Genomic DNA, 17320 nt, shown 5'->3' on the forward strand with positions numbered 1-17320 from the left:
GAAAAATGAATAAGAGTATTAAACGAGGAGTAGCCATAGCGTTACTCCTTTTTACATTTACAGTACCAGCAACTACATTTGCAATGACAAATGAAGGGCAAATAGAAAATCAAAGTGGATCAATATATGAACCACAAAAAGAAGAATTTGAAAAAATGTTGAAAGATGATGTTTTTACACCATCAAAAGAAGAAATTCCTTATCAAGATGTTCCAAGAATACCAGGAAATACAAGTGAAGCAAATAAGCCTTCAAATAATCTTCCTAAGAAAACACCACTTGTAAAAGGTGGTAATACTAAGGCAGTAAATAATCTTGCAACACAGGAAAATAAGGCAAGAGGTTCAGTAATTGAGAATGTAGATAGGAATGGAAAAGATATTACACCAAGTGGAGATACAGAAAAAGATAAAGAAAATCCAGTAGATGTAAGACAATTTTTAACATTTCAAACTAAAAGTGGAAAAACTATGCACCTAATAGTGGATCATTCATCAAATCAAGATAATGTAAGGTTATTGACAGAGGTAGGAGAGCAAGACCTACTTAATATGATTGAATCAGAAGATAAAAATACTATAAAGGTTGAAGAGCCTAAGAAAGAAGAAGTAAAAAAAGAAGAACCTAAGACTGTTCCAGTAAAAGAAGAAAAGAAAAGAGGGATAGGTTCATTTCTAATTGTTGCACTTGTAATTGGAGGAGTTGTAGGAGCAGGATATTATTTTAAAGTAGTAAAAGCTAAGGAAGATAAAATGTTGGAAGATTTTGAAGAAGATGATGAGGATTATATTAGTGAGTCAGAAGATGAGTCTGACAACGAAGAAAGTCATGAAGAATCACTAGATGATGATGACGATGAACTATTATAAGGATATGAAAATTTAATCTAAATTGATTATTTCTCCCGAATATGATACAATATTCGGGAGAAAGGTGAAGCAAAATGAATTCCTATTTAGATCAAATAAAAAATAGAATTAATGATTTTGATAGCAGAAAAGTTTTTATAAACAATGATTTCTTAGATATAGCAGGAAATGAAACTGTTCGTAGAACTTTAAATCAACTAGTTAGTGAAAATAAAATAAAAAGAGTAATTAATGGATTTTATTACAATCCAAAATACAGTGAATTAATCGGAGAGTATGAAGCAGTATCAATTCATGAATTAGCACTTGCTATAGCAAGAAAATACAATTGGAATATTGCACCATATAATAGCACAGCCTTAAACTTATTAGGACTTTCAACACAAGTACCAACTCACTATAAATATATATCTAGTGGAAGATATAAGGAATATAAAATTGGAGATACCATTTTAGAATTTAAAAAAGTAAATCCAGGAGAGATTGCTAATATGTCTTTGAAGACAGCGACTGCTATTCAAGCAATTAAGTCTTTAGGTAAAGAAGATATAACCAGCGAAGTTATACAAAAGATAAGAGAAAACTTAAGTGAAAAAGAAAGAATAGACTTAATGAACGAATCAAAATCAGTTCCTGCATGGATATATGAAGTGATAAGGGAAATCTGTGAGGGTTAAAATGAATAAGTTCTATATAAAAAATAAAGAAGATCTAAGGACTTTAATAGTAAATACTGCAAGAAAGAGGAATATATCTGAAGCAGTCATTGAAAAAGACTATTGGGTTACTTTTATCTTAGATTATCTATTTAATGAAAACAAATGGAAAGAATATTTTACCTTTAAAGGAGGAACATCACTTTCAAAGTGTTTTGGACTTATAGAAAGATTTTCTGAAGATATAGATTTAATCTTAGATTGGCGAGTATTAGGTTATGAAGAAAAAGAACCATGGATAGAAAGATCAAATACCAAGCAAGATAAATTCAACAAAGCAGTTAATGAAAAGACAGAAGTATTTTTAAGAGACCAATTTTTAAAAGTTTTAGAACAAGATTTAAAGGATTTTGATTTTGAATTTTCTATAGATAGTATAGATTCACAAACAATTTTGTGTAAATATCCTAAAATTTTTGAATCTAATTATTTGACACAAAATATAAGGATTGAAATAGGAAGTCTTGCAGCATGGACACCTGCAATTGAAGTGGAAATCCTGCCAATAATTGGAGAAGCCTATCCAAATGTTTTTAAAGAAAAAACTAATATAAGAACAGTATCAGCAGAGAGAACTTTTTGGGAAAAAGCAACAATTTTACACCACGAAGCAAATAGACCAGAATCTTCTCCTATGCCACATAGGTATGCAAGACACTTTTATGACTTATATAAAATAGCAAATTCAGATTTTAAAAACAAAGCCTTAGAGGATAAAGAATTACTAAAGCAAGTGACTGAATTTAAAATGAAATTCTACCCTAGAAAGTGGGCAAGGTATGAAGATGCATTAAATGGTAGATTAAGGTTAGTCCCACGAGAGTACCGATTTTCTGAAATAGAAAAAGATTATAAGGCTATGTCAGAAATGATTTATGGAGACTATCCAAACTTTGAAGAGATTATAAAAGTTCTTAAAGAACTAGAAAAAGAAATTAATAAATAGAATTCTCCCGAAAATAATATATTATTCGGGAGAAAAACTTTGAGCGAGAGAGAAATCTTTCGCTCTTTTTTTTATTTATGGAGGTAATTAATGAAGTTAGTAATAGCAGAAAAGCCAAGTGTAGCAGTTACAATTGCAAAAGTAATTGGAGCAAGAACAAGAAAAAACGGATATTATGAGGGGAATGGATACATTGTTTCATGGTGTGTAGGTCATTTAATTCAAATGGCAAGTCCAGATAAGATAGACGAAAAATGGAAGAAATGGACAATAGACACTCTTCCTATAATTCCAGAAGAATATATTTATGAAGTATCTAAAATCACTAAGAAACAATATGGAGTTTTAAAAAAGCTTTTAAACGATAAGAACATCGACACAGTTATCAATGCTTGTGATGCTGGACGAGAGGGAGAACTTATCTTTAGGCTTGTATATAATCAATCTAAATGTAAGAAGAAGATTCAAAGACTTTGGATATCTTCAATGGAAAACAAAGCTATTGAAGATGGCTTTAGAAATCTTAAAGACGGAAAAGACTTTGAAGACTTATATAGATCGGCAAGTGCAAGAGCAATTGCGGATTGGCTGGTAGGAATGAATTTAAGTAGGCTTTATTCTTGCATTTACAAGGAAACATATTCCGTTGGTAGAGTACAAACACCAACCCTATATTTAATAGCTAAGAGGGATAGTGAAATAAACCTATTTAAGAAGCAAAAATATTATACAGTTGACCTATCTTATGGAGGATTGAAACTTGTATCAGATAGGATTGATAAAATCGAAGTGGCAGAGCAACTATTAAATCTACTAGAAGATGAAATAGTTATTACAGAGGTAGAGGATAAAGAAATAAGCACAAAACCAGATAAGCCTTATGATCTCACTACCTTACAGAGAGAAGCAAATAAATATTTTGGATATTCAGCAAATGACACTTTAAATATGGCACAAGGCTTGTATGAAAAAAAGCTAATCACATACCCAAGAACAGATAGCAGGTATTTAACCGATGATATGGTTACTACTATGAAAGAATTATTAGAAGGACTTGAAGAAGGTTTTAAAATCAACGAATCAAACTTTAAGTCTATTTTTAATTCATCTAAGGTTACAGATCACTATGCAATTATTCCTACTATATCAGGCATTGGAAAAGCCAAAGATTTATCTGATAAAGAAAGTAAAATCTATAATCTAATTAAGAATAAATTACTTGCTTCATGTTCGGATAACTTAAAGGAATCTAGTAGAAAAATCAGATATGAATATGACAAGTTTAGCTTTAATGCAAGTGGTAAGACTGTAATAGATGAAGGATATACAAAGTATCTAAAGTTTTATGGAAAAGAAAAACAAGAAAATGAATTACCAGATATAAAGACAGGAGATAAAATTAAGCTAACTTCTAAAAATATATCGGAGAAATTCACCAAAGCTCCAAGTCATTATAATGAAGATACACTTTTAAAAGCTATGGAAAATGCAGGAGTAGAATCCTTGGATAAAGACATAGAAGTGGAGAGAAAAGGCTTAGGAACACCAGCTACAAGAGCAGGAATTATTGAAAATCTTATCCATAAGGACCTTATAAGAAGAGATAAGAAAAATCTACTTGTAACAGAAAAAGGCAATAGACTTGTATCAATTGTAGAGGATAAGTTTAAGTCAGCTAAAACAACATCTGAATGGGAAATGAAACTTGCAAAGATTAGCTCTGGTGAAGTAGATAAAGAAGACTTTTTAAGAGAAATAGAAGATAGTATAAGGGAGCTTGTAGATAGGTACAAGAATAATCTAAATGAATAAGGTAAAAATATTAGAGCTTTTCGGTGGCATAGGTGCTATTAGAAAGGCTTTTATTAATTTAAAGATACCTTATGAAGTTGTTGATTATGTAGAAATAGATAAGGCTTGTGTTAAATCATACAACGCACTTTATGGGGAAGATTATAAGCCAAAATCAGTAGTAGGATATAAAGCTCCTAATGAGAAGATAGACTTAATTATGCATGGAAGTCCTTGTCAAGACTTTTCAAGAATAGGAAAAAAGCAAGGAGGAGTAAAAAACTCAGGCACTAGATCAAGCTTACTATTTGAAACAATTAGAATAATCAAAGAAATGAAAGATAAACCTAAATGGATAATTTGGGAAAATGTAAAGGGAGTCCTTGATAGAAATATGAGGGACTCCTTTTTTATTTATCTAAAAGAGCTAGAAAACCTTGGATATGAAAGCAAATATGAAATCTTAAATGCAATGGACTTTGGGATACCTCAAAAAAGAGAAAGGATATTTGTTGTTTCGTGTCTTGGAGCAAATAACTTTTCTTTTAATAAATTGGAGAGGAAAGAAACAAGATCACTAAGTGAATTTTTAGAAAAGGATGTAAGTGAACTTTACACAATGACCCAACCTTATATGCTGAAATTTTTAAATAAAGGCATAGATAATAGTTTTAGAGGGCGACTAAAAGTGATTAAAGATTTTTCTTATACTATTTCTACAAAACAGATGAGAGTACCTAATTCTGGAATAATAGATATTGGAAATGGTAAATATAGGTATTTAACAGAAAGAGAATGTTTAAGACTCATGGGTTTTGATGACATTGATATTAACAAACTAGAAGAAGCACATCCAAGAAGAAAAAATTGTACTTCAAGCAAGCTTTATAAGCAGGCCGGCAATTCTATTGTGGTTGATGTTTTAATGGCTATTATAAAAGAAATTCATAGAATGGAGGTAGGAAATGCAAGTAAATGATTTTAAGAATATACAAGAAGCAATAAAGTATGAAGTGTTACAAGATGAAAAAGAGTATTTAAAACTCTTAAAGGTTATAGGTAACAATCAAAAATATGATTTTTCTAGCCAACTAAGTATATATAACAAAGAACCTGAAGCTAGAGCTTGTGCGACTTTTGATATGTGGAAAAAATATTTTGGTCGAGTTGTTATGAGAGGTCAAAAGGGTATTCCAACTTTAGTTGGAAGTGATGTAAATCAAAGAATTTCATATATTTTCGATATTAGTCAGACCACATCAATGGATAGGAATATTAATGAGGTTAGCTTATGGCAGTTTGATCACGAAAATCATAAGGAGGCTTTAAAAGAAATAATAAGAGATTCTTCATTTGAAGCTAGTGATTCACTCAATGAAAATATATTTTCTTTGAGCCGAATTTATGGAGATGAATACATTAATTTGGCACTTGCTGATTTGAGAATAGATATAGAGGATAGACTAAGTTTTGAAAAGTTTATGAGAGACTCAATATCCTATGCGGTAGCTAATAGGTTTAATACAGTTTATCCTATGGATATGGAAAATTTAAAAAATAATTTTTCGAGGATTAATACAATTTCTTTAGAGCAGATAGGTCTTGTAATATCAAGGGTTAGTGAAGATATTATAGATAACACAATAGAAAAATCTAAGGAAATGGATCGAGCTAGGCTGCTGACAGAAAGGGCCGGTGGCGACTATAATAGAGATATAGAAAATATAAACGAAGATAGAGGAGGTCAAAATGATTTATATAGACGAGATGATAGGTCAAGAAGTAGAGATGGACGAGTTTTCACAGATGGAAGCGACAGAGGAAATAGCGATGAAGATCGAAGAGAAAACATTGGACATGATGGAGAAGGATCTGGAATTTATGGAGAGATTTCCGAATCCAACATACGCAGTTCTAAGACTGTCTTACCTGGTAGGGAGCGAGGACATGGAGAACTGGAAGAAACTTCAAGAAATGTACGAGGAGAAAACACTTTTGAACCACCTGAAGGAAATTCAGACTCAGGCAGTGGACTATATCAAGAGAGAGAAAGTCAAGATGATGAAAGCACAAGGATTGACAGAGAAGATGATGAGAGAAAATCCAGAGAAATTCCAAGGACAGATGAACAACTTGATGGCAACAGTGAAGAGAATGGCAATCAAGGAATACGTGGAAGCGTAGAAAAGGAAATAAGCCAAGAAAAGGAAGCTGATGAAGCTTCTTTTTTTGATGGCAAAAACACTGAAAATAGAAAAGATTATTGGATTGTAGAATTTAATGAAAACCACGAATTAGTTCCCGATTATAGTGGGCAGATAGTAACCAAAGAATTAATAAATGTCCTAAGACAAAAGGATATTGATGTTAAAGACCATAATCAAACTCTTGGAGAAAATGAATTTGGAGAAATGACTGATGATTATATCGGATATTTTAAATTCTATTTTGATCACTATGTAGACGGCGAAGTTGTCGAGCATTATAGGATTGACCTTGGTGATGGTGTAGAAGTAAATGAGCGTGAATTTTCATATTTAGAAGAACAAGTTGCACTAAGTGAGGAAAAATTATTAAAAGAAGAAACTAAGGAAAATATAGAGCCTAAATTTAAGATAGGTGATCAGGTTAGATATAAAGATAAGGACTTCACTATTACAGATTTTGATGAACTAAGTGGAGGACTTAAAACTATCACTATCCGAGATAATATGGAATATATGGGAGGTATGATTAGGGGTTCGGAAGTAATTCCATATAGAAACGATTCATACCTTGAAGAAATCTTTGAAAATCTAAGTCAAACATCAGAAAAACTAGCTGTAAAAGTTGGTAAGGAATTTATTTTAGAAGATGAGAATACCTTTGATGGAATTAACTTAATTGAAACAGGAACTAAGGTAGAAGTTAATGGAGAAGAAATCCCCTTATATAAGGGTGAAACATTTGAAGAAAGTAGAAAGATTGATGACCTTTTAGATAGTGGAAATTACGAGATATACAAATTATCTAAGCATGAAAAACAAATTGAAAGACAAGTAGAGCAAGAAAGCTTTATAGATAACCACAATCCTGAAATTGACCAAATGATGGATAGATACAATGTTCCAAGAGAAGCAGCCGAAAACTTATTGAGGGGTAAAGAAGATTTAAAGAATCTAGGCTATGAACCTGATAGGAAAAGGCTAAGCTTTGCTAGAAATTATGACTTGAAAAATCATATCTACTCAGAATACCTTACACCATCTGAAAAGTTAGATAAAAATATCAAAGCTATTAAAATGCTCAAAAGACTTGAAAATGAAAATAGGAGCCCAAGGGAGTATGAACAAGCCTATCTTGCTGACTATCTAGGTTGGGGTGGTCTTGCCGATGTCTTTGATGAAGAAAAGGGCGGACAATGGCTTGAAGTAAGAAATATTTTAAAAGAAAATCTAACAAATGAAGAGTATTTGAATGCTAAAGAGTCTACTTTAACATCGTTTTATACACCTAGAGAGGTAATGGATGGAATATATAAGACTCTAACAGATATGGGATTTAAGACTGGAAATATCCTTGAACCGTCTGCAGGAGTCGGTAATTTTATTGGAAGTATGCCAAGTGAAATACAAAGCTCTAAAGTCTATGGAGTAGAAAAAGATAGTCTAAGCGGAAGAATAGCAAGAGAACTTTATCCTGAAGCTAATATTCAAATTAAAGGTTTTGAAGAAACAAACTTCTCAAATAATTTCTTTGACTTGGTAATAGGAAATGTTCCCTTTGGAGATTTTAAAGTTAACGATCGTGAATATAACAGAAATAACTTTCTGATTCACGATTATTTTTTTGCAAAGTCAATAGATAAGGTTAGGAATGGAGGAATTATTGCCTTCATAACTTCATCTGGAACTATGGATAAAAAAGATGAATCTGTTAGAAAATATATTAATGCAAGATGTGAGTTTTTAGGAGCTATGAGGCTTCCTAATACAATATTTAAAGGACTTGCTGGTACAGAAGTTACTTCAGATATTATTTTCTTGAAAAAGAGAGATTCAGTTATAGAAAGAGATGATGATTGGATTCATCTAGCAACTGATAAAAAGGGTTTGACTTATAATAAATACTTTGTAGATAATCCTCAGATGGTATTAGGGAATATGAAAGAAGTATCTGGCAGATTTGGCAATACTATTACTTGTGATGAAAAAGAAGATGAAAAGTTAAAAGACTTAATGGATATTGCAAGTAAGGAAATATCTTCAAATTCAAAATATGAAGAGGTCGAACTATTGGAAGATGAAGAATTAAGTCTTCCAGCAACAGATGATGTTAAGAATTTTTCTTACACTATTATTGATGAAGAGGTCTACCTAAGAGAAAACTCAGTCTTAATCAAGCAGAATATATCAGATAAAAATAAAGAAAAGATAAAAGATTATCTTGATGTAATGAATGCTTTAAAAGATGTAATAGAAAAACAAAAGGACTATTTTTCAGACGATGAAATAAAAGAGTCACAAGCAAAGTTAAATGAAGTCTATGATAACTTTTCAAAGAAACATGGCTTTATTAACTCCTTATCAAATACTAGAGCCTTAAAGGAAGACTCAAACTTTCCTTTGGTTTCATCAATAGAAATACTTGATGATGAGGATAATTTCAAAGCTAAGAGTGATATATTCTCAAAAAGAACAATAACAAAGGCAAAGGTAGTAGATCATGTAGACACTTCCCTTGAAGCTTTAGTCTTATCAGTTTCACAAAAAGGATATGTAGATTTTGAATATATGGAATCTATCACAAGTAAAGATAGGAACACCTTAATTGGTGAGCTTGAGGGCGAGATATTTTTAGATATTAAGGATACAGACCTAATAAATAACAGAATGCCCTTTGAGAACTTTGACAATGACGATCCATTTCATTTTTCATATGTATCGGCTGATGAATATTTAAGTGGTAATATCAGAGAAAAGATTGGCTACCTCAATTCATATATCGGAGAAATTGAAAATGTAATAGATTTAGCACCTTCTGAAAAGAAAGATACACTATTAAACGAGTTAGGCAAACTCAAATATCAAAGAGAAAAATTACAAGAAGTTATGCCTGAAGAACTTACTGCTTCTGATATAAATGTAAGGCTAGGAGCAACTTGGATACCTCAAAAAGATATAGAAGACTTTACTTTTAATCTTTTAAAAACTCCTGGCTATGATAGGTGGAATATAAATGTTAGGTTTTCACCACATACAAGTGAATGGAACATTGAAGGTAAAAGTGTTGACTCAGCTAATGACCTTGCTAATATGACTTATGGTACAAGTAGAGTAAATGCCTATAAGCTAATTGAAAATGCCCTTAACTTAAAAGATACAAAGGTATTTGACCAAGTAATAAATGATGATGGTTCTAAGACTTCAGTATTAAATAAAAAAGAAACTATGCTTGCAAGCCAAAAGCAGGAATTGATTAAAGAGGAATTTAAGAACTGGATATTTGAAGATCCTGATAGAAGATATAGGCTAGAAAAGATTTATAATGAAAAATTCAATTCAATTAGAAATAGAGAATTTGATGGTTCTAACTTAACTTTTGATGGAATGAATACTGAAATCAGTCTTCGAGAACATCAGAAAAATGCCATAGCAAGAACTCTTTATGGTGGAAATACACTGCTTGCCCATGTAGTAGGAGCAGGAAAAACTTTTGAAATGGTAGCTTCTGCTATGGAATCTAAAAAGTTAGGACTTGCAAGTAAGTCATTATTTGTAGTTCCTAACCATCTAACTACTCAAATTGGTAGGGAGTTTATGCAATTATATCCGTCAGCAAATATTATGGTGGCCGATAAAAAAGACTTCCAACCTAAAAATAGAAAAAGATTTATAGGTAGGATTGCAACGGGAGAATATGATGCGGTCATCATAGGACACTCTCAATTTGAAAAAATACCAATGTCTAAGGAATACCAAGTAAGGCATATACAAGACCAAATAGATGATATAGTTTCCTTTATTGATGAGAACAAAAGAAATAGAGGGGAAAATTTCACAGTAAAACAACTAGAAAAGACAAAGAAAAAACTCTTGGTAAGACTTGAAAAACTAAATGATGACTTTAAAAAAGATGATGTAATAACCTTTGAAGAACTAGGAGTAGATAAGTTATTTATAGACGAAGCTCATAATTACAAAAACTTATTCTTGCACACCAAGATGAGAAATGTTGCAGGTATCGGTCAGAGTGAAGCATTTAAGTCTTCGGATATGTATATGAAATGTAGGTATATGGATGAAATGACAGATGGCAAGGGAGTTGTATTTGCTACTGGTACACCAATATCAAATTCAATGACAGAGCTTTATACCATGCAAAGATACCTTCAGTATGATGATTTAAAGGCAAGAGGATTAGAACATTTTGACGCTTGGGCTTCTACTTTTGGAGAAACAGAAAACACCTTCGAATTATCTCCAGAAGGCACTGGATATAGGCAAAAGACAAGATTTTCAAAGTTCTATAACTTGCCAGAGTTGATGTCTATGTTTAAAGAAGTAGCAGATATAAAGACTTCAGATATGTTAAATTTGCCAGTTCCTGAAGCAAATTTTGAAGTTATTAAAACAAAACCTACTGAGGAACAAAAAGAAATATTAGAAGCTATTTCAGAAAGAGCAGACGCAGTTAGAAATAACCAAGTAGAGCCAACAGAAGATAATATGCTAAAGATTACAAATGATGGTAAAAAACTTGCTCTTGACCAAAGATTAATAAATCCACTACTTCCCGATGATCCTAATTCAAAGGTTAATGTATGTGTAAAAAATATCTTTTCGATCTGGGATAAGACAAAAGAAAATTCATCGACACAATTAGTGTTTTCAGATATGTCCACACCAAAAGGAGACGGAGAATTTAATATATATGATGATATTAGAAATAAGCTAGTGAATATGGGAATACCTAAAGAAGAAATAGCCTTTATCCACGAAGCAGATACAGACAAACAAAAAGATGAATTGTTCTCTAAGGTAAGAAGAGGAGAAGTAAGGGTATTATTAGGCTCTACTCAAAAAATGGGAGCAGGTACAAATGTACAAAATAAACTAATAGCCTTACATGATTTAGACGTCCCTTGGAGACCGTCTGATTTGGAGCAGTTCCAAGTGGGACAAGGAAAAAACAAGGACTATCTCAATAAATACTAACGCAAGCACAAGTATAAAATAGGCTAAAGTGACTTATAAGCCTATTTATGATATAATATATCTTAACAATAAAACGGATAAGGGGTAATAATATGGCAATTTCTTATAAACCATTATGGCATTTATTGGTAGAAAGAGAAATGAACAAAGAAGACTTAAAAAGAGCTGCAAACATAACAAGCAACATAGTTTCAAGAATGAGCAAAAATTCTTATGTGAACTTAGAGTCATTAGAAAAGATTTGTTTGGCATTGGATTGCAGAATTGAAGATGTTATAGAGATTAGCAAATCAAAACAAGTAGAAGAGGATTAAAGAATGGGTAGACAAGCTAGTAATAAAAATTAAAAAAAAGCAAGTAAAAACAAAAATGACGAATTCCATACTCAACTTGTTGATATAGAAAGAGATTTGAAATATTATAAGGCTCATTTTAGATATAAAGCGGTTTATTGTTATCATTATAATTTTGGCTCTTGATAGAACTATAAAACGTGGTAACGATTCATTTAATTTTTCAATTATGATAAATAATTAATTGTATTTAATCTCGCCATTTTTGGTTTATTATAGCCAAATTCACTAAAATGGCGAGATAAATCTTGACAATAACTACCTACTATGGAAATTCTTAAATCCTTATAATTTCCTTATTTTTTTCTCCTAAAATTACATTCGTAAAGAAATATAAGGAGGAAAATATACTATGGATGATTTTATATTACAAACTAGAAATCTATCAAAGCAGTTCGGGAAACAAAAAGCGGTGGACTGCGTTAATATCAATGTTCCAAGAGGAAAAATTTATGGATTATTGGGACCAAACGGAGCCGGAAAGTCTACTCTTCTCAAGATGATTTGCGGTATGATTACACCTACATCTGGTGACATAATATTCAATAATAATCCTTGGAATCGTTCAAATCTCTCTGAAATTGGTGCATTGATTGAAAATGCACCACTATATCCAAACTTAACAGCCTATGAAAATTGTCGTGTACGATCAATTGCTTTAGGGATTGAAGAAGAGCGAATTCAAGAAGTTTTGCAGATTGTAGGTCTTACTAATACAGGTAAAAAACGTACTGGACAATTTTCAATGGGAATGAAGCAGAGATTAGGAATTGCTTTGGCTTTACTTAGTAATCCAAAACTTTTAATTCTAGATGAACCAACTAATGGTCTTGATCCCATTGCAATAAAGGAATTGAGAGAACTTATTAGAGGTTTTTCACAACAAGGAACTACTGTAATTCTGTCTTCTCATATTTTATCTGAAGTCGAACATATTGCAGATCATATTGGAATCATTGCATCAGGACATTTAGGTTATCAAGGCGCATTTGATTCAAAAATGGATTTGGAGCAACTTTTTATGAAAGTTGTTAGTAATCAGCAAGGAGGTTTCAATGAGTAATTCAAATATATTAATGGCCGAGTTCTTGAAAACAAAAAGAACTGCAACAAAAAGAATTGCTATTGCTAGTCCTCTTTGCTTAGCACTAATGGCTATTGTTCAACAAGGTTATTTTTCCTTGAATTTATTCAACTGGTACTATGTAGTTTTTTTACCTGCCACATTCGCATTAATCAGTGCAACAGCTGTTAATATAGATAACGGAAAGCACGGACTTCGTGCAATCCGTTGTCTACCAGTTTCTCAAGGAAAAATATGGAGCTCTAAACTTTTGGTTGTATTAGGATATGCTCTTCTTTCCTGTTTTCTATTAAGTGTTGCTGTGGTTTGTATACCATTTATTTTTAGTTTGTTTGGAATTAATCAGATTAAGCAATTAAGTATTGCTTCAATATTTTTAGGGATTATAGTCATGTTTATCACAACCATGTGGCAAATCCCTTTTAGCTTTATAATTTCAAAAAAATTAGGGGTGATCTTTTCGGTAGTGGTCAATTTAGCTATTTCTTTTTCAGGTGTGTTTTTAGCACTAAAACCATATTGGATGTTTTGCCCATGGGCATGGGTAAATCGTTCCATGATTTCTATTTTAGGGCTTTTACCTAATGGTTTGCCTGTTGAAGAAGATTTGATTTATACACAATCTTATGATGTTTTAATTGCAATTGTTGCATCTGTGGTACTAACGATGGTTTTGTCCATTGTTTCCACCACCCTTTATAAAAAATCAGAAGCGAGGTGATTTTGATGTTGAAATGTTTACATTCGCATATTTATAAAATAGTAAAAAGTCCGCTATTTTATATAACCATTCTTTGGCCAATTATTTGTGTAGGACTTTTTATCGCTTATTATTCCGTTTCTTCATGGAGCAATGAGCAAAATATATCTGGATTTTTTCAAGCCTTATCCTTATTTATGGATTGCTTGGTTGTCATGTTGTGTACTGGTATTGTTCAGCAGGAACAACGTGCGGGTTCTTCTTTTAATATTTTATGTGTTGGAAAATCAAGAATTCAAATGCTAATATCACTTGTTATTTTATTGGTTATTATGACAGGTCTTAGTTTAATCATTGCTGTTGCTGGGTTTGCTTTGCTGTATGGAAAGATGCTTACTATATCATACGTCTTGGCTACTATTCTTATGCTTATTCCACTTATTTGCCTAGTTTTTATCCATCTATTTATCGCTTTTAAATTTGGTACGTCATGGTCAATAGGTTCTGGAGTCATTTTTATTCTGGTTGGGGCTTTAGGATGTACTGGACTTTTGGATAAGTTTTGGTATTACCTTCCGCCAACATGGGCAGCTAGATTTTCATCTCTAATGATTCTAGATACTTTTCATACAGATTATATTCTTAAGATTGCAGCTGAGCTGAGATATGGTCTATTGATATGTATCATAGTAACCATTGCACTTGTTACTTTAATTCCTATATGGTTTAATAAATGGGATGGTAGAGCCGATAATAGTGATGAATAATATTAAATTATTTAAAAGTTCAAGATCTCCATATCATACTATGATTTTGAATGATAAGAGTGCTCTCATAATATAAGTACTCTTTTTGGCTCAGGCTAAATTTAATGAAAGGAGAGGTGAATATATGGGTCAAAACATACTTGTAGTTGATGACGATGAGCAAATTAGATCTGTTATTGAAACAAGTTTAAAGCGTGCTCAATTCTCTGTATATACTTGTGCCTCAGCAAAAGAAACTTTAAGTTTATCTCTCGATCAATTTGATTTGATGATTTTCGATGTGATGATGCCCGATATGGATGGCTTTGAACTTTGCAGAAATGTTCGTGAAAAAGTAGATTGTCCAATATTATTTCTTACAGCCAAATCCACAGAAGCAGATGTCGCTGAGGGGTTAGCACTTGGAGGGGACGATTACATTCGCAAGCCTTTCACACCATTGGAATTAGTCAGTCGAGTAAAAGCACATCTAAGAAGGGAAGAGCGTGTTCATCATTCTTACCTATCTTTTGGAGATATTCGTTTTCTCTTGAATGCCAAAGAAATACAAATAAAGGGAGAAACTATCAAGTTCACAAAAATGGAATATGAAATTTGCGAACTCTTAGCTAGACATAAGGGGCAAGTTTTTTCACGAGAACATATTCTCGAACAAGTCGGTGGATTTTGGACAGAATCTGAGTCTGCAGCTATAGTTGAACATATAAAAAATATCAGAAAAAAATTTTCAACTTATCAACTTGATCCAATTAAAACAATTTGGGGAGTCGGTTACAAATGGGAATAAAAAATATATATTCTAAGAAAAATACACTAAGGAAAATATTATCTATATATTCCTTAGTGTTCATAGGTATAATTTGTTTTCTTTTTCTTTTATTGGTTATCGGTTTCCACTATGGAGTTAGACATGATTTATATACTTTTGCCAACCACGAAGAAAAACAAGTTGAAATCTTAAAGGAAAAAATCATTTCTAGCCAAAATTTCAACTCAACTTGGGTACCTGATAATATTGGCTACATTCAGCTAAACAATGAAAATGAAGTTATTAATTCAAATATGAAGATAGAGGATCAAGAGAATGCTTTAGACTATTTAGATGGAAAACAAATCCCTTTTTCTAAAGGCTATTTTTCAAAGGTTGTATACAATAATAGAGTCTGCGTCTTTAAATACAGAATAGGTGTATTGTATTCTTCAGATTGGGCAAATGCACATCTGCCAAGAGTAGAATCACTTTTTATTTTTATAATAGCTCTCACGCTTCTTATTCCAACCATGTGGTTTGCAAAGTCTGTTACCAGACATATTTATAAAGATGTATTACCTCTACAAAAAGCTCTTGTTTCCATAGGAAATGGAGATCTAAATATACCTGTCCCTTCCTCCCTATCAATATCAGAGTTTAGAGAGCTAGGGAACCTTATGGACCACATGCGTGTTGATCTAAAAGCAACATTAGAAGAACTTTGGAATAACGAGCATAAAATAAGAGAACAAACAACCCAAATGCTGCATGATTATCGTTCTCCGTTGACCGTTGCTCGTGCAAATGCTGAGTTTATGAAAGAAGATCTTAGTCAATTAACTCTATTCCTATCTGACGATGATAAAGAAAAAATGAATGAAAATCTATTGAAATATACCGAATCCATTATTTTTAATTTGAATCGATTGGAAGAGGTAGCAGATAGATTGCAACTACAACTTAGTCATGAAGATAACGAACAACTAGTCAAGGAATCATTGCCATTAGATAGTTTAAATCTCAAAATAAATCAAGAAGGACATATATTAAGTGAGCAATATGGGAATGAGTGGAAAAGCCAATTTCAAGATACAGATGATTATACAACTACAGAGGAAAGTGCAATTCATCAAGCCTTAACTAATATTATTCTTAATGCCTGTGAGCATGGTCATTCACCCCAATCAATTCATCTAATATTTATCGTTTCAAACGGGAAAGCCGAATACAAAATCACAAATTCTGGATCACATTTTTCAGATGCTGCCTTAGTCCACGCAACTGACAAAGGCTTTTCTGAAAAAAATAATTACACACAAAATATAAAAGGTGTCGGATTGTATTTCACAGCAAGAGTAATACGAGAAAATGGTGGAGAACTATATCTATCTAACACTCCAGAGGGATATGCCTGTGTACAAGTTATAATTCCAGTAGTTAAAAAAAATAAAGGTTTTAAATCCCAATAAAACGATACATTTTCCTGTTATAAAGAATAAATGGGATTAGGCGTATCAATAGTAAAAAAAATACTTAATAATGTGGGAGGAAACATCGGAGTAAGAAGTGAGTTTGGAGAATATACAGTATTTTTTATAGAGATACCTATAGCTAGCAAAATTGAAATGGGTGTAAAATAAATAGGATAAATAACCTAGGCGATAGAAAATAAAAACTCTATCGTCTTTTTTTAATACAAGAAAGGAAATTAGTATGAAAAATTTAGAACAAATAAGACAAGAGTCAAAAGAAATAAAAGATAAAATTGACAATACAGAAGAAAGATTAAGGCAACTAAAAAATCAAGAAAAGAAAATATTAAAACAAGACATAGTGAAAAAAAGAAAAGAAAGAACTCATAGGCTAATAACAAGAGGAGCAATCTTAGAAAGCCTTATAGAAAATGCAGAAGAACTAACAGATGAAGAAATAAAAATCCTACTAGAAGAAGCGATAGAGACGAAAGAATTTAAAGAAACACTAAAAATAATGAGTGAAAATTAAGAAAAATAAAATAATTAAATCTCCCTTAGATTTTCTAAGGGCGCAATTATACACCCTAAAGGGTGCTTGCGTCCTGCGGAGCCAAACCCTTGCAGGGAGCAACAACCATTCGCTTTTTAAAAGTCAAGGGTAAATAAACTCGC

13 protein-coding genes and 2 pseudogenes are annotated in these 17320 nt (G+C 31.9%); all 15 read left to right on the forward strand.

Features of this window, described 5'->3' with window-relative positions:
* The first annotated feature begins 5 nt into the window (after positions 1-5).
* The 15 genes and pseudogenes from ACU68Y_RS08280 (at position 6) to ACU68Y_RS08350 (ending at position 17177) form a co-directional block, all read left to right on the forward strand.
* Positions 6-869, forward strand: a complete 864-nt coding sequence (locus ACU68Y_RS08280; RefSeq protein ID WP_446755846.1) for a CD1107 family mobile element protein — start codon at positions 6-8, stop codon at positions 867-869.
* A gap of 74 nt (positions 870-943) precedes the next feature.
* A complete protein-coding gene (locus ACU68Y_RS08285) occupies positions 944-1546 on the forward strand; it encodes a DUF6088 family protein (RefSeq protein WP_446755847.1) in 603 nt (200 codons plus the stop codon).
* Between the two features lies 1 nt (position 1547).
* Positions 1548-2531 (forward strand): nucleotidyl transferase AbiEii/AbiGii toxin family protein, encoded by a 984-nt coding sequence (locus ACU68Y_RS08290; protein ID WP_446755848.1) that lies wholly within the window; start codon positions 1548-1550, stop codon positions 2529-2531.
* A gap of 90 nt (positions 2532-2621) precedes the next feature.
* Positions 2622-4343 (forward strand): DNA topoisomerase 3, encoded by a 1722-nt coding sequence (locus ACU68Y_RS08295; protein WP_446755849.1) that lies wholly within the window; start codon positions 2622-2624, stop codon positions 4341-4343.
* On the forward strand, positions 4336-5301 hold the full coding sequence (locus ACU68Y_RS08300) for a DNA cytosine methyltransferase (RefSeq protein WP_446755850.1): 966 nt from the start codon (positions 4336-4338) through the stop codon (positions 5299-5301). The genes ACU68Y_RS08295 and ACU68Y_RS08300 overlap by 8 nt, the downstream gene beginning before the upstream one ends.
* A 2257-nt stretch (positions 5302-7558) precedes the next feature.
* Positions 7559-11515, forward strand: a pseudogene (locus tag ACU68Y_RS08305) (Eco57I restriction-modification methylase domain-containing protein); the annotation flags it as partial.
* A gap of 95 nt (positions 11516-11610) precedes the next feature.
* On the forward strand, positions 11611-11832 hold the full coding sequence (locus ACU68Y_RS08310; RefSeq protein ID WP_446755851.1) for a helix-turn-helix domain-containing protein: 222 nt from the start codon (positions 11611-11613) through the stop codon (positions 11830-11832).
* Positions 11833-11877: 45 nt separating this feature from the next.
* Positions 11878-11997 (forward strand): annotated as a pseudogene (locus tag ACU68Y_RS08315) (adenine-specific methyltransferase EcoRI family protein); the annotation flags it as partial.
* A gap of 226 nt (positions 11998-12223) precedes the next feature.
* Complete coding sequence (locus ACU68Y_RS08320) at positions 12224-12934, forward strand: lantibiotic protection ABC transporter ATP-binding protein (protein ID WP_002841082.1); 711 nt, start codon at positions 12224-12226, stop codon at positions 12932-12934.
* On the forward strand, positions 12927-13676 hold the full coding sequence (locus tag ACU68Y_RS08325) for a lantibiotic immunity ABC transporter MutE/EpiE family permease subunit (RefSeq protein ID WP_195853314.1): 750 nt from the start codon (positions 12927-12929) through the stop codon (positions 13674-13676). Before ACU68Y_RS08320 ends, ACU68Y_RS08325 begins: the two co-directional genes overlap by 8 nt.
* A 5-nt stretch (positions 13677-13681) precedes the next feature.
* Positions 13682-14422 (forward strand): lantibiotic immunity ABC transporter MutG family permease subunit, encoded by a 741-nt coding sequence (locus tag ACU68Y_RS08330; RefSeq protein WP_446755852.1) that lies wholly within the window; start codon positions 13682-13684, stop codon positions 14420-14422.
* A gap of 124 nt (positions 14423-14546) precedes the next feature.
* The gene (locus tag ACU68Y_RS08335) at positions 14547-15209 is read left to right on the forward strand and encodes a response regulator transcription factor (protein ID WP_002840689.1); all 663 of its coding nucleotides are present in this window, start codon (positions 14547-14549) and stop codon (positions 15207-15209) included.
* Positions 15200-16642 (forward strand): HAMP domain-containing sensor histidine kinase, encoded by a 1443-nt coding sequence (locus tag ACU68Y_RS08340; protein WP_446755853.1) that lies wholly within the window; start codon positions 15200-15202, stop codon positions 16640-16642. Before ACU68Y_RS08335 ends, ACU68Y_RS08340 begins: the two co-directional genes overlap by 10 nt.
* A gap of 30 nt (positions 16643-16672) precedes the next feature.
* Positions 16673-16813, forward strand: a complete 141-nt coding sequence (locus ACU68Y_RS08345) for a hypothetical protein (RefSeq protein WP_446755854.1) — start codon at positions 16673-16675, stop codon at positions 16811-16813.
* A 73-nt stretch (positions 16814-16886) separates the two neighbouring features.
* On the forward strand, positions 16887-17177 hold the full coding sequence (locus ACU68Y_RS08350; RefSeq protein ID WP_446755855.1) for a DUF3847 domain-containing protein: 291 nt from the start codon (positions 16887-16889) through the stop codon (positions 17175-17177).
* Positions 17178-17320 lie beyond the last annotated feature (143 nt).

The organism is Finegoldia sp. P1-F-LS (assembly GCF_052932205.1).

Excerpts from the sequence above, each read along its gene's own strand:
- ACU68Y_RS08280 (WP_446755846.1), top strand. The coding sequence starts at position 6 with ATGAATAAGAGTATTAAACGAGGAGTAGCCATAGCGTTACTCCTTTTT.
- ACU68Y_RS08345 (WP_446755854.1), top strand. The coding sequence starts at position 16,673 with ATGGGATTAGGCGTATCAATAGTAAAAAAAATACTTAATAATGTGGGA.
- ACU68Y_RS08350 (WP_446755855.1), top strand. The coding sequence starts at position 16,887 with ATGAAAAATTTAGAACAAATAAGACAAGAGTCAAAAGAAATAAAAGAT.
- ACU68Y_RS08320 (WP_002841082.1), top strand. The coding sequence starts at position 12,224 with ATGGATGATTTTATATTACAAACTAGAAATCTATCAAAGCAGTTCGGG.
- ACU68Y_RS08300 (WP_446755850.1), top strand. The coding sequence starts at position 4,336 with ATGAATAAGGTAAAAATATTAGAGCTTTTCGGTGGCATAGGTGCTATT.
- ACU68Y_RS08310 (WP_446755851.1), top strand. The coding sequence starts at position 11,611 with ATGGCAATTTCTTATAAACCATTATGGCATTTATTGGTAGAAAGAGAA.
- ACU68Y_RS08285 (WP_446755847.1), top strand. The coding sequence starts at position 944 with ATGAATTCCTATTTAGATCAAATAAAAAATAGAATTAATGATTTTGAT.
- ACU68Y_RS08290 (WP_446755848.1), top strand. The coding sequence starts at position 1,548 with ATGAATAAGTTCTATATAAAAAATAAAGAAGATCTAAGGACTTTAATA.
- ACU68Y_RS08340 (WP_446755853.1), top strand. The coding sequence starts at position 15,200 with ATGGGAATAAAAAATATATATTCTAAGAAAAATACACTAAGGAAAATA.
- ACU68Y_RS08335 (WP_002840689.1), top strand. The coding sequence starts at position 14,547 with ATGGGTCAAAACATACTTGTAGTTGATGACGATGAGCAAATTAGATCT.
- ACU68Y_RS08330 (WP_446755852.1), top strand. The coding sequence starts at position 13,682 with ATGTTGAAATGTTTACATTCGCATATTTATAAAATAGTAAAAAGTCCG.
- ACU68Y_RS08325 (WP_195853314.1), top strand. The coding sequence starts at position 12,927 with ATGAGTAATTCAAATATATTAATGGCCGAGTTCTTGAAAACAAAAAGA.
- ACU68Y_RS08295 (WP_446755849.1), top strand. The coding sequence starts at position 2,622 with ATGAAGTTAGTAATAGCAGAAAAGCCAAGTGTAGCAGTTACAATTGCA.